Here is a 12,609-nt window from a genome sequence, read left to right as displayed (position 1 = left end):
ATCCCACACGATCGGATTTCGTCTACGACCGGGAACGGTGACGCCACGCGGCCGACGTAGCCACACTCCCCGCGCACCCCGCCACCCCGACGCACCCGTAACGGCCGTGAACTGCGACAACCGTCAACAACCCCGTTCATGATCCGGTGAGTTCACCGGGGGCCCCGGCACCCTACCGAGAAGTACAGCAATCAACTGATCGTCAAATAGACAATCGGCAAGGGAGTTGGGGTCCGACGCGCCCGCAACTCGGCCAGTGTGACGCGTGTGACCCGGTAGGCTCATCCCAACATCGTCTCTTGTGGCGCACTTCGCGATCGGCTCATCCCGATCGGGGCCGTTCGTGCTCTGCGACCGAGAGGAGGTGTGCGCGTGGAGAACCCGCCCGACGGCGGCGGGCGTGACAACCGGAAGACCGCCAGAAGGATCTTCGGTTGGCTGGCGCTCCAGGCACTGGGTGCCTGGCTGCGACACCAGCTGGAAAGTCTCTTCTGACAGCGGAAGGCCCCCTGCTGGAACAGGGGGCCTCGGGGGTCTCGCTCCCACACGCCGGCCCTGCGCCCCCGCCAACGGACTCACACCGTGGGGGCCAGGGCCACTTTCACAACCGATCTACGTGGACCGCAGTCACCAACCTGGGCCCGACGTCGTCCAACCTCGCGCATTTCAGCGGACGCATCCACCGGTTCAGCCGCCTAAAAGCAAAGCGAACCAGGTCAGTTGCTCCCGCCGTCCGACGATGTGACACGGCCGTGGCCTAGGAATGGTACCCCTAAAGTGGTCCTCCCGAGGAGGGTGAACACGCGCATGGCGCGGGGACTGGCCGATTTCAGCCCGTCGGAGCTGCGCGCGCTCCGCATGAACCTCTACGCGCGTCCCGGTGCGGTGGCCATGACGGCGGAGGAGCTGGCGCGGGCCGTCGGGACCACCAAAGCCCAGATACTCGCCTACGAGAACGGGCACCGAGTGCCAGACCCGCCCAGGGTCCGTGCCCTCGCCCGGGCCCTGGGCGCCCACCCGTCCGCCCTGATGAACCCCCAGGGCCGCGCCTCCTGGGACATCGCCGACGTGCGCCGCGCCTGCGGCCTGCGGGCACGGGATGTCGTGGACGCGGTCGGGGTGTCACCCAAGAACTACCGGCGGTTCGAGATCGAGGGCATCGTGCCCAGCCGGCGCCCGCGCTTCCTCGACGAGGTGGCGGCACTGTTCGCCATACCCCGCTCCACCCTGGAACGCGCCGTCAACCGCACCCCGGCCGTCCGCAGACGCCAGGAGCGGGCCGCGGAGCTGATCGGGGCCCTGGCCGAGCGCTATGTGCCGGCGCCGGGGCCGTGGAAGGGTCCGGCGCCCGACGACCCGGACCTCGTCGAGCTGGCCACCGCCTACGGCCGGCCCGTGCAGCGCACCAGACGGGTCCTGGCCTACGAACTGGGCGAGCTGCGGCAGACGCACGTCCGGGCGGAGCGCGAGCGGGTCATCGCCGACTTCGACACCGACCGGGACCGGCAGGCCAACGCCCAGCTGGCGCTGGTGCGCTGGAACCAGGTCTACGCCCGGGAGCTCGGCCGCATCGTCCCGCGGATGGAGCAGTTCCACCGCAATGCCCAGCCCTCCACCTGCTGGCAGGTGCTCGTGGACCTGTTCAACGTGGAGGCGCACGCCTCGCGGGCCGAGGGCGGCCTGTGGGCGGTGGCGAAGCTGCTCTCCGCCGCCGTCGAGCCACTGCCGCCGCACCTGGTCGAGCGGCGGCTCATCAAGGACGTCTGCGTCTGCCGCCTGACGGCCGCCGGGCTCGCGCACCTCAACACCTTCGCCGGCCTGTACGCGGCGCTGTATCCGGGCGTCCGCCGGCCGCTGCGCTCCGCGCACCGCTCCAGTGGGTCACGCGGCCGGCCGTCGCCGGGGACCGAGACCTTCTCCGTCCCCCATCACGCCGAGCGGCTGGTCGTCCCCCAGCCCGCGCTGGAGGCGTTCCGCGGGGTGGTGGCGGGCACCAAGTCGTTCGTGACCGTGGAGCTCACTCCGCATCTGCGGCTCACCGTCGGACCGAACTTCGTGACGGCCGCCCCCTTCGAGGGGGAGCTGCCCGATCCGGGACTGCTGGACGAGGGCTGGAAGGACCCGGCGCAGGCATGACGAAGGCCCCGCCGCTCGGAGCGGCGGGGCCTTCGCCCACATGGGTTGGGAGGCGCAAGCCTCCCGATCGTGGAGATGGCGGGAATCGAACCCGCGTCCAACGGTGCAGAATCAGGGCTTCTCCGTGTGCAGTTCGCTGTGATTTTCTCGGCCCCGGCGATCACGCGAACAAGTCGCCGACGGGCCCAGTCACTGTGAGATTTCCCTCTTCACCCCGTGACCGGGATCAAGGTTTAGTTCCCTAGCTGATGCCAGGATCCGGGTCGGGAACAGCCCCGGGCTGACACTTCGCAAGTCGCTACTTAGGCAGCGAGGGCGAAGGAATCGCGCTTGGTGTTGGCGATTATTTTTTGCGACATATGGTTTACGAGATCATTGCCGCTTCCTCGACACGCTTCCCCTGCTTCAACAGCCGCTGTCGAAACCGATCATCCCCATGTTGTTTTTTCAATCCCCTCCGGGGAGGGGGCGCGCACCCGCTGTGGAGTGCAGTGCCATCGTACGTGACCAACGCACGCCGGTGCCAGCTTATTCCCGGCGGCCCGGTCAGACGCCCCGCTGCTTGCGCTTCGCCGCCGCGATCGCACGGTCCGACTCCCGGCGGTCCTGCTTCTCCCGCAGGGTCTGCCGCTTGTCGTACTCCTTCTTGCCCCGGGCGAGGGCGATCTCCGCCTTCGCGCGGCCGTCCTTGAAGTACAGGGCGAGGGGCACGATCGTGTGACCCGTCTCCTGGGACTTCGACTCCAGCTTGTCGATCTCCTCACGGTGCAGGAGCAGCTTGCGCTTGCGGCGCACGGAGTGGTTGGTCCAGGTGCCCTGGCTGTACTCGGGGATGTGGGCGTTGTGCAGCCACGCCTCGTTCCCGTCGATCTGGACGAAGCCGTCGGTCAGCGAGGCGCGGCCCTGACGCAGCGACTTCACCTCGGTGCCGGTGAGCACCAGCCCGGCCTCGTAGGTGTCGATGATCGCGTAGTCGTGCCGTGCCTTCTTGTTCTGCGCGACGATCTTGCGCTTGCCGTCCTTGGCCGCCTTCGCGGCCCCTCCGCCCTGCTTGGGCTGGGACTCCTTCGGTACGTACATTCCCTTGCTCATAGTGCCGACCATTTTCGCACCATGGAGGGGGTGGGGGGGAAGCGCATTTACGGGGTCTACGACGGGTCGCCGAGGCCCGTGAGGACCGTCTCGGCCCGCTGGAGGGCCCTGGAGCCCGCCTCCAGGTCGGGCGTGATGCCCCGGCCGTCGACCGTGTGTCCGCTGGGGGTGCGGTAGTGGCCGACGGTCAGCTCCGCCACCGAGCCGTCGGGCAGCTTCGTCGGCATCTGGACGGAGCCCTTGCCGAAGGTGCGGGAGCCGATCACCACCGCGCGGCCCCGGTCCTGGAGGGCGCCGGTGAGCAGCTCGGCCGCGCTCATCGTGCCGCCGTCGACGAGGACGACCAGGGGCCGGGTGGTGTCGCCGCCCGGGGCGGCGTGCAGGGCGCGCTGGGCCCCGTCGACGTCGTAGGTGGCGACCAGGCCGCCGTCCAGGAAGGCGGAGGCGGTGTGCACCGCCTCGGTGACCAGGCCACCGGAGTTGCCCCGCAGGTCGAGGACGGTGCGGCCGTCGGCCGGTGCCGCGCGCAGGGCCGCACGGACCGCGGCGGCGGAGCCCTTGGTGAACGCGGCGACCTTCAGGACGGTGACCCCGTCGGGCAGCCGGCGCACGGTCACGGAGTCGGTGGACAGCCGGGCCCGGCGCAGGGTCTCGCTCCACGCGCGCGTGCCGCGCTCCAGGCCGAGGGTGACCGTCGTACCGGCCGGGGCGTCCTCGGCGTCCCCGCGGAGTAAGGCGATCACCTCGGTGACCGGCCGCCCGTCGACCGCCCTGCCGTCGACGCTGCGCAGCCGGTCACCGGTGCGGATCCCGGCGTCGGCGGCGGGCGAGCCCGGCTGCACCTTGGTGACCTCGATCCGGCCGTCCGGCTCCTGCCGCGCCCACAGGCCGACGCCGGTGTACCGGCCGTCGAGCGCGTCCTGGAACTCCTCGTACTCGCCCTCGGAGTAGACCGCGGCCCAGCGGTCCCCGCTGCGGCTGACGGCCCGCTCGGCGGCCTCCATGGGGGACTTGCCGTCGGCCATCGCCTCGGCGGCGGCCTTCTCGACGGCCTCGTGCCGGGTGGCCGGGCCCACCGGTCCGGCGGCGGCCCCGCGCGCGGGAGCGTCGGGCTCCGGGAGGGAGCCGGTGGCGGCGCCGGCGATCAGCACGCCGGCGAAGACCAATGTCAGGGCGGCCCCGCGGCGGCCGCGGCGGGGCTGACAGAACGGGTCACGGCCTGACATGGCGGTGAGTCTAGGACAACGCGAAGGGTCGTACGGGCGGATGCCCGTACGACCCTCTTGGCGTGCGTCACACCTTCAGGTACTTGCGCAGCGCGAAGAACGCCGCAAGTGACGGCATCAGCACGCTGGTTGCGAGGATCAGCGGCAGCTTGGTCAACACCGCGTCCCAGCCGACGAAGTTGATCAGCGTGAGCTTGTGGGAGAGGTCCATGCCGTGGTCGATGGTGAAGTACCGGCCGAACACGAGGGCCACACAGGCCAGGCCGCCGCCGATGAGTCCGGCGACCGCGGCCTCGGCGATGAACGGCGCCTGGATGTAGAAGCCCGAGGCACCGACCAGGCGCATGATGCCCGTCTCGCGCCGACGGCTGAACGCCGAGACACGCACGGTGTTGACGATCAGCAGCAGGGCGACGATGAGCATCATCGCCATCACGGCGAGCGCACCCCGGTTCATCAGGTTCAGCAGCTGGAAGAGGTTGTCCAGGATGCCCTTCTGGTCCTGCACCGACTGCACGCCGTCGCGCCCGTTGAACGCGCTGGCGATCACCTGGTACTTCTGCGGGTCCTTGAGCTTGATCCGGTACGACTCCTGCATCTGGTCCGGCGTCAGCGAGCCGGCCAGCGGGGAGTTGCCGAACTGCTCCTTGTAGTGCTTGTACGCATCGTCCTGTGACTCGTAGGTCACCTTCTCGACGACGGTCATGCCGTGCAGGTCCCCGAGGATCTGCTTCTTCTGGTCCTCGGTGACCGCGCCCTTGGCGCAGTGGACGTCGTTCTCCGCGTCGTGCTTGTTGCACAGGAAGATCGAGACGTTGACCTTGTCGTACCAGTAGCCCTTCATGGTGCTCACCTGGTCGCTCATCAGCAGCGAGCCACCGAACAGGGCCAGGGACAGGGCGACGGAGACGATGACGGCGAAGGTCATCGTCAGATTGCGGCGGAGACCGACACCGATCTCCGACAGGACGAACTGGGCGCGCATGGCGGGTTCTTCAGGCCTTTCGGGAACTGGGTGCGGTCAGTGCTGGTAGCCGTAGACGCCGCGGGCCTGGTCGCGGACGAGGCGGCCCTTCTCCAGCTCGATGACGCGCTTGCGCATCTGGTCCACGATGTTCTGGTCGTGCGTCGCCATGATGACAGTGGTGCCCGTCCGGTTGATGCGGTCGAGCAGCTTCATGATGCCGACGGAGGTCTGCGGGTCGAGGTTGCCGGTGGGCTCGTCGGCGATCAGCAGCTTGGGCCGGTTGACGAACGCGCGCGCGATGGCCACGCGCTGCTGCTCACCACCGGACAGCTCGCCGGGCCTGCGGTCCTCCTTGCCGCCGAGCCCGACGAGGTCGAGCACCTGCGGCACGGACTTGCGGATCTCGCCGCGGGACTTGCCGATGACCTCCTGCGCGAAGGCCACGTTCTCCGCGACCGTCTTGTTCGGCAGCAGCCGGAAGTCCTGGAAAACGGTCCCCAGCTGGCGGCGCATCTGCGGCACCTTCCAGTTGGAGAGACGCGCGAGGTCCTTGCCCAGCACGTGCACCTGACCGTGGCTGCACCGCTCCTCGCGGAGGACGAGCCGCAGGAAGGTGGACTTTCCGGAGCCGGAGGACCCCACGAGGAAGACGAACTCGCCCTTCTCCACCTCGAGGGAGACATCCCTGAGCGCGGGGCGGGTCTGCTTGGGGTAGACCTTGGAGACGTTGTCGAATCGGATCACGGATGCACCACGGGTCGCCGGGGGTAGATGAGCGTGACCATACGCGAACCGGGTGTGCAAGTGCAGTCGCAGGTTGAGGTTGGGCAAGACTTGTGCGTATTTGTACCGGCCGCTGTCTGTATCCCCTCCGCGAAGGCCCCGCGCACGCTCCCCGGGAACCTGGCACAGTGGAAGGGGACGAGGGGAACGTTCTCGTTCCCGGGAGCGTTGTACATGTGATGGCCGGTGCAAGGAGGGCGAGCGCATGACGTACGACCGGTTGGTGTGCGCGAACTGCGCGGCGCCCGTGAGCGAGGGCCGGTGCCCGGTGTGCCGTGCCAACCGCGAGCGACTGCAGCAGGAGGGCTTCTTCGGGGGCCTGAATGGGCTGAACCCGATGGCGCTGCTGGCGGTGCTGGCGGTGCTGATCGCCACCGTGGCGCTGCTGGCACACCAGACCGCGTGAGACGGCCCGCACAGACGCCGTAAGGGCCCGGAGCGCCAAGCTCCGGGCCCTTACGTCTGTGCCGTGTACGCGCTGCGTGAGCCTAGGGCTACGCTCAGGCGACGGCGCCGCCCCGGCCGCTCACCAGGCGCGGCAGGATGCGGAAGCCGATACCGCCGGCGATCATCGTCGCGGCGCCGACGAGCAGGAACGCGGTCTGGCCGGCTCCTGTCTCGGCGAGCTGCTTGTCGCCGCCCTGGGCCGCGGTGTCGGAGCCGGTGTCGGTCAGCGCCGACGAGCCCGCGTCCTGCGGAACGTTGTTGTTGCCGCCGTCGGGGGTGGTGTGGTTGCCACCGGAGGTGCTGCCGCCGTCGCTGGAACCACCGATGCTGCCCGTGCCGCCGGCGGTGCTGGTGGAGCCGCCGTCGGTGGTGCCGCCGGAACCACTGTTGCCGTTACCGCCGTCGGTGCCGTTACCGCCGTTGGTCCCGGTGCCACCGTCGGTGCCAGTGCCACCGTCGGTGCCAGTGCCGCCATCGGTGCCAGTGCCGCCGTCGGTGCCGTTACCGCCGTTGGTCCCGGTGCCACCATCGGTGCCAGTGCCACCGTCGGTGCCGTTACCGCCATCGGTGCCGTTGGTCCCGGTGCCACCGTCGGTGCCAGTGCCACCGTCGGTGCCAGTGCCACCGTCGGTGCCGTTACCACCATCGGTGCCGTTGGTCCCGGTGCCACCGTCGGTGCCGTTTCCACCATCGGTGCCGTTGGTCCCGGTGCCACCGTCGGTGCCGTTACCACCGTCGGTGCCGTTGCCACCATCGGTGCCGTTGCCACCGTCGGTGCCGTTACCGCCGTCGGTGGTACCCAGGGTCGTCCCCTCGGTCACGCCGATGGTGGCGCCCTCGATGGAGCCCCCGGTCGTTCCTTCCGTCGAGCCCGGGCTGTCCGCGCCGTTCGTGCTCACACCCAAGCTGATCGGGCCCGCCTGGACATCGAGGTCCAGGGCGGAAGCCGCGCCGGCCGCGGTCAGCGACGCACCGGCCGCGATCACGGCGCCGGCGGCTATCCGCGCGACCCGGATCCGCGTCTTCTTCGTCATATGGTTGCTACCCCCAGTAGCTGTTCGTCAATGAGGCGGCGCTGGGGCGTGCCGTGATCGACGGAGGCAGCTGGTGACGAAGTCCGCGTCAACTCGATTCCCCCGGTTCACATGCGCCCCGCGAGTACGCATGCCGCGCCTCACTTTTCCGATTTTTCAAAGCAACGTCAAGGCCGTTGCGGGCGCAATGTCCGGCGGGGTGATGTTTGCGAGGAATTGAAGCCTGTGAGTGTGATGTAAAACCCAGACAAATGACAACTGCCGCCCTGAGGACGGCAGTTGGCAAGTCGACAAAGTTACTTCTCCTGCTGCTTGCGCCAGCGAATCCCGGCCTCCAGGAAGCCGTCGATCTCGCCGTTGAAAACGGCCTCGGGGTTGCCGACCTCGAACTCCGTGCGCAGGTCCTTGACCATCTGGTACGGGTGCAGCACGTACGAACGCATCTGGTTGCCCCAGGAGTTGCCGCCGTCGCCCTTGAGGGCGTCCATCTTGGCCTGCTCCTCCTGCCGACGGCGCTCCAGCAGCTTGGCCTGGAGGACGTTCATCGCGGTCGCCTTGTTCTGGATCTGCGAGCGCTCGTTCTGGCAGGAGACGACGATGCCGGTGGGGAGGTGGGTCAGGCGCACCGCCGAGTCGGTGGTGTTCACGCCCTGGCCGCCGGGACCGGACGACCGGTAGACGTCCACGCGCAGTTCGGACTCGTCGATCTCGACGTGGTCGGTCTGCTCGACCACGGGAAGGATCTCGACGCCCGCGAAGGAGGTCTGCCGCCGCCCCTGGTTGTCGTAGGGCGAGATGCGCACGAGGCGGTGCGTGCCCTGCTCGACGGAGAGGGTGCCGTAGGCGTAGGGCGCCTGGACGGCGAAGGTGGTCGACTTGATGCCGGCCTCTTCGGCGTACGACGTCTCGTAGACCTCGGTCTTGTAGCCGCGCTGCTCGGCCCAGCGCAGGTACATGCGCTGGAGCTTCTCGGCGAAGTCGGCGGCGTCGACGCCACCGGCCTCCGCGCGGATGTTGACGAGCGCCTCACGGGAGTCGTACTCACCGGACAGGAGGGTACGGACCTCCATCTCGTCCAGCGCCTTGCGCACCAGGACCAGCTCGGACTCGGCCTCGGCGCGGGTGTCCGGGTCGTCCTCCTCCTCGGCCATCTCGAAGAGGACCGCGAGGTCGTCGATCCGGCCGCGCAGCGCCTCCGCCTTCCTGACCTCGGCCTGGAGGTGGGAGAGCTTGCTGGTGATCTTCTGCGCCTCGTCCGGGTTGTCCCACAGGGACGGCGCGGCCGCCTGCTCCTCGAGCACGGCGATGTCTGCCCTCATCGCATCGAGGTCCAGGACGGCCTCGATCGACTCCATGGTCGAGGAGAGGGACTTCAGCTCTTCGGATACATCGACGACTGCCACGCCTCCAGCGTAACGGCTACGGCAAGCGTCCCCGCCCGCCGCTCGGCCGGGTCAGGGTGCCGACGTGCTGTGGGTGCCGTGAGCGGGCTCGTCGTCGTCCCCCGAGGACGCCCACCACGCGCCGACGCCCACCAGCGCCGCCACGATCACCCCGGCCACGCCCAGCGTGATCCGGCGCCGGCGCACGGCGGCACGGTGCCGGGCCGAGCCCGGCCGGGGCGCACCGGGGGTCCGGGGGGCGCGAGCGGTGCCGTGGGCCCCGCCGGCCAGCTCGTCCGGCGCCGGCACCCGCATCGACGTGTGCGTGTCCCGGTTGGAGTCCGGTTTGGCCCCGGGCACCAGCGACACGGCCCCGCGGCGCCGTACCGGCTCGCCTCCCGGCTCCGCCGCCGGCGGCGGCACCGGCTCGTCCGCCTCCTCCTCGGCCGGCCCCGGCTCGTCCACGTCCAGTGGCGGCATCCCGGCCAGCAGGGGCAGCTGCTCGCGCAGCCGCGCCGCCAGCTCCGAGGCGCGCAGCCGGGAGGCGGGGGCCTTGGCCAGGCACTGCACCAGCAGCTGCCACAGCTCCTCGGGGATGCCGGGCAGTGGCACGACGCTCTCGGTGACATGCCTGCGCAGGACCGCGCCGGGGTGCCCGCCGCCGAACGGCGTGAAGCCGGCCAGCAGCTCGTACAGGACCGTCGCCAGCGCGTAGATGTCCACCGCGGCCCGCGGCGGCAGGCCCTCCACGATCTCCGGGGCGAGGTAGTCCGGCGTGCCGATGATCTTCGTGGCGCGGGTCCGCTTCGGCGAGTCGATCAGCTTGGCGACGCCGAAGTCGGTGAGCAGGGCGGGATGGGATCCGCCCGGCCCGAGCGGGCCCTGCATGTCGAGCAGCACGTTCTCGGGCTTGACGTCCCGGTGGACGACCCCGGCCGCGTGGGCCGCCGCCAGCGCGTCGGCGATGTCGGCGACGATCGCCACGGCCGCCTCGGGCGCGAGCCGCCGTTCCCGCTCCAGCCGGGTCCGCAGGTCCGTGCCGCGCACCAGGTCCATGACCAGGGCCAGGTCGTTGCCGTCGACCACCAGGTCGCGCACGGTGACGATGTGCGGGTGCTCCAGCCCGAGCAGCGCGGTGCGCTCCTGCACGAAGCGTCCGACGAGCTCCTGGTCGGAGGCGAGATCCTCACGCAGCAGCTTGATGGCGACGGGACCCTCTGGTCCCTCGCCCAGCCACACCGTGCCGGCGCTGCCCCGACCCAGGATCTGGTTCGCGGTGTACCGGCTGCCGATCTTCCGTGCCAAGGCTGCTCCTACAGACGCGTGTTGCCGACAAAACTACGCGTCCGACGAGCCAACCTTCACCGCGGAGACGGAAATCACCCGGCAGGTGTCGACAAATCCCCAACCCGGCGATCAGTTTCCGCTGCCGGACGAGCCGCCCAGATCCTTGACCCAGTGGCCCACCTTGCCGGCCCAGTCGCTCAGCTGGTCCCAGTAGCCCTTGCCGGTGCCGATCCAGTCCTGCAGCGGGGTCAGCTCCCAGACCAGCCAGCTGGCCACGATCAGGATGACGATCGTGAACAGGCAGCCCTTCAGGCAGCCGAGGCCGGGGATCTTCGTCGGGTTGGCACTGCGCTGCCGCGGCTCCCGGGGCTCTCGCGCGGGCCGCTGCGGCTCGGGCGGCGCGTACCGCTGGGGCTGCTGCGGCGGGGCGTACTGCTGGGGCTGCTGCTGCGGGTAGCCGTACCCCGGAGCCTGCTGCGGACGCTGCCGGCCGCGCGGCTGCGGCTGCTGCGGACGGCCCTGCGGGGCCGGGCGCGGCTGCTGCTGGGGCCGGGGTGCGACCTGCCGCTGGGGGCGGCGGCGCAGCGGGTCCTCGTCCGGGTCCAGGTACTGGACCTGCGTCTGGTCGTTGCGGTCGCGAGCCGCCCTCAGCTGCGTCTGCCAGGGGTGCGGCTGCTGCTCGCCCTGCTGGCCCTGCTGGCCCTGCTGACCGTACTGGCCCTGCCCCGGCTGTCCCGGCGGGACGGGCGGCAGAACGGCCGTCGGGTCCGCGGCGCCCGTGTTCGGCAGGACGGCGGTGGGGTCGGCGGCGCCGGCCGGGCCGCCGGTGTGCGGCAGCACGCTGGTCGCGGCGTTCGGGTCGTACGCCCCCTGCGGCGCGTTCGTCGGCAGCACCTGGGTGGGGTCGGCGGCGCCGGGCACGCCCGGGACGGCGGCCGGGGCCGGGTCGGGCGCGAGCAGCGCGCCGACGCCCTCGGCCGCGGCGATCTGCGCGGAGTTCGCGTGCACGCCGATGCCCTCGGCGACGACCCGCAGCCCGCGCGCGAGGTTCTCGGCGCTGGGCCGCTCGTCGGGGTTCTTGCGCAGGCAGCGCTCTATGACCGTCCACAGCGGGTCCGGGACGGTGGAGGGGCGGCGCGGCTCGGCGCTCAGGTGCTGGTGCAGGACTTCCAGGGCGCTGCCGCCGGAGAACGGCGGGCGGCCGGTGACCAGCTCGTACAGCAGGATGCCGGCGCCGTAGATGTCGACGGCGGAGGTCTGCGGGCGGCCCTCGGCGGACTCCGGGGCGACGTACGCGGGCGTGCCGACGAACTCGTGGGTGCGGGTCAGGCCCGGGGAGTCGGCGAGGCGGGCGATGCCGAAGTCGGTCAGCATCGGGTGCATCTGGCCGTCGTACTGCATGAGCAGCACGTTGGCGGGCTTCAGGTCGCGGTGGACGACGCCGTCGGCGTGGCTCGCGGCGAGGGCGTCGGCGATCTGGGCCGTCATCAGCGCGGCGCCGACCGGGCTGAAGGGCCCGCTCTCGCGCAGGTAGCGGTGCAGGTCGGGGCCGTCGACGAGGTCCATCACCAGGGCCAGCAGGTCGCCCTCGACGACCAGGTCGCGGACCCGGACGATGTTCGGATGCGTCAGCCGGAGCAGGACGGAGCGCTCCCGCAGGAAACGCATCACGATGTCCGGGTCGCTCGCCAGCTCCTCTTTCAGGACCTTGATCGCGACCGTCTCGCCCGGCTGCCCGGCCACGGCCGCCTCGGCGCCCGCGGTCTCGCGCTGGCGCGCACGCCAGACGGTGCCTGTGGCGCCGCGTCCGAGCGGCTCCTCAAGCAGGTACTTGCTGCCGACTGGCCGCACGTCACGCGCTCCCTGCTGATCGCTGTTTCTTGCTTGCCTGCGTTCCGGTGTTCCGGTGTTCCGACCCACTGTAGTGCCGTGCTCCAGGGCACTACGTACGCGTTGCTCCAGGGCATTGCGCACGCGTTCCCGGGCCCGTTCGGGGGGTTCGACGGGAAGACGCCTGTCCCGGCCCCCTGGTTGCCGGGACCGGACGTGACCGATCTCAACTGATCGCCGGCGGGGTACTGGTCAGGCATTTTTGGGGGCAGAGCCGACCAATCAAGATCACTTGTGTCCGGGTCCCGGGCGAGTCGTCGGTGGCAGGTGCGAGGATGCCTTCAGCAGCTCGCTGGGAGGGCACCAGCGGCTACTGGCCGACGTGTTCGTGTGGGGTGGGGGGAAGTCCGCGCCCGCGCAGACCC

At 70.5% G+C, this 12,609-nt stretch carries 11 protein-coding genes and 1 other RNA gene; 3 read left to right on the top strand and 9 right to left on the bottom strand.

Annotated features, from left to right (window positions below; genetic code table 11):
• Positions 1-372: 372 nt before the first annotated feature.
• Positions 373-495: a hypothetical protein gene (locus ACIGYR_RS07610; RefSeq protein ID WP_391845021.1), complete on the top strand. Its 123-nt coding sequence runs from the start codon at positions 373-375 to the stop codon at positions 493-495.
• A gap of 312 nt (positions 496-807) precedes the next feature.
• Positions 808-2,136: a helix-turn-helix domain-containing protein gene (locus ACIGYR_RS07605; protein WP_399596429.1), complete on the top strand. Its 1,329-nt coding sequence runs from the start codon at positions 808-810 to the stop codon at positions 2,134-2,136.
• Positions 2,137-2,203: 67 nt separating this feature from the next.
• Here ACIGYR_RS07605 and ssrA read toward each other — a convergent pair.
• From ssrA to ftsE, 5 genes are all read right to left on the bottom strand, one after another.
• Positions 2,204-2,572: a transfer-messenger RNA gene (gene ssrA, locus ACIGYR_RS07600) on the bottom strand.
• A gap of 110 nt (positions 2,573-2,682) precedes the next feature.
• A complete protein-coding gene (smpB, locus tag ACIGYR_RS07595; RefSeq protein ID WP_391845018.1) occupies positions 2,683-3,228 on the bottom strand; it encodes an SsrA-binding protein SmpB in 546 nt (181 codons plus the stop codon).
• Positions 3,229-3,284: 56 nt separating this feature from the next.
• Positions 3,285-4,454 (bottom strand): S41 family peptidase, encoded by a 1,170-nt coding sequence (locus ACIGYR_RS07590; protein WP_399596431.1) that lies wholly within the window; start codon positions 4,452-4,454, stop codon positions 3,285-3,287.
• 67 nt (positions 4,455-4,521) lie between these two features.
• A complete protein-coding gene (gene ftsX, locus ACIGYR_RS07585) occupies positions 4,522-5,439 on the bottom strand; it encodes a permease-like cell division protein FtsX (protein ID WP_391845014.1) in 918 nt (305 codons plus the stop codon).
• Positions 5,440-5,475: 36 nt separating this feature from the next.
• Positions 5,476-6,165: a cell division ATP-binding protein FtsE gene (gene ftsE, locus ACIGYR_RS07580; RefSeq protein ID WP_020940379.1), complete on the bottom strand. Its 690-nt coding sequence runs from the start codon at positions 6,163-6,165 to the stop codon at positions 5,476-5,478.
• Between the two features lie 244 nt (positions 6,166-6,409).
• Between ftsE and ACIGYR_RS07575 the strand changes: the two genes are divergently transcribed.
• A complete protein-coding gene (locus tag ACIGYR_RS07575; protein WP_391845012.1) occupies positions 6,410-6,610 on the top strand; it encodes a hypothetical protein in 201 nt (66 codons plus the stop codon).
• 94 nt (positions 6,611-6,704) lie between these two features.
• On the opposite strand, the gene ACIGYR_RS07570 is transcribed toward ACIGYR_RS07575, so the two are convergent.
• The 4 genes from ACIGYR_RS07570 to ACIGYR_RS07555 form a co-directional block, all read right to left on the bottom strand.
• On the bottom strand, positions 6,705-7,685 hold the full coding sequence (locus ACIGYR_RS07570; protein WP_399596432.1) for a hypothetical protein: 981 nt from the start codon (positions 7,683-7,685) through the stop codon (positions 6,705-6,707).
• A 296-nt stretch (positions 7,686-7,981) separates the two neighbouring features.
• Positions 7,982-9,088 carry a peptide chain release factor 2 gene (gene prfB, locus ACIGYR_RS07565; RefSeq protein WP_399596434.1) on the bottom strand — a complete coding sequence of 369 codons (1,107 nt, stop codon included), beginning with the start codon at positions 9,086-9,088 and terminating at the stop codon, positions 7,982-7,984.
• A gap of 51 nt (positions 9,089-9,139) precedes the next feature.
• The gene (locus ACIGYR_RS07560) at positions 9,140-10,372 is read right to left on the bottom strand and encodes a serine/threonine-protein kinase (protein ID WP_399596436.1); all 1,233 of its coding nucleotides are present in this window, start codon (positions 10,370-10,372) and stop codon (positions 9,140-9,142) included.
• Between the two features lie 111 nt (positions 10,373-10,483).
• A complete protein-coding gene (locus tag ACIGYR_RS07555) occupies positions 10,484-12,205 on the bottom strand; it encodes a serine/threonine-protein kinase (protein ID WP_399596437.1) in 1,722 nt (573 codons plus the stop codon).
• Positions 12,206-12,609 lie beyond the last annotated feature (404 nt).

The organism is Streptomyces sp. NPDC053076, assembly GCF_044546845.1.
Classification (GTDB): domain Bacteria; phylum Actinomycetota; class Actinomycetes; order Streptomycetales; family Streptomycetaceae; genus Streptomyces.
Note: the sequence above shows the minus strand (reverse complement) of the source record. Positions and strands in the feature narration are given on the sequence as shown.

Excerpts from the sequence above, each read along its gene's own strand:
- ACIGYR_RS07605 (WP_399596429.1), top strand. The coding sequence starts at position 808 with ATGGCGCGGGGACTGGCCGATTTCAGCCCGTCGGAGCTGCGCGCGCTC.
- ACIGYR_RS07570 (WP_399596432.1), bottom strand. The coding sequence starts at position 7,685 with ATGACGAAGAAGACGCGGATCCGGGTCGCGCGGATAGCCGCCGGCGCC.
- smpB (WP_391845018.1), bottom strand. The coding sequence starts at position 3,228 with ATGAGCAAGGGAATGTACGTACCGAAGGAGTCCCAGCCCAAGCAGGGC.
- ACIGYR_RS07575 (WP_391845012.1), top strand. The coding sequence starts at position 6,410 with ATGACGTACGACCGGTTGGTGTGCGCGAACTGCGCGGCGCCCGTGAGC.
- ACIGYR_RS07590 (WP_399596431.1), bottom strand. The coding sequence starts at position 4,454 with ATGTCAGGCCGTGACCCGTTCTGTCAGCCCCGCCGCGGCCGCCGCGGG.
- ftsX (WP_391845014.1), bottom strand. The coding sequence starts at position 5,439 with ATGCGCGCCCAGTTCGTCCTGTCGGAGATCGGTGTCGGTCTCCGCCGC.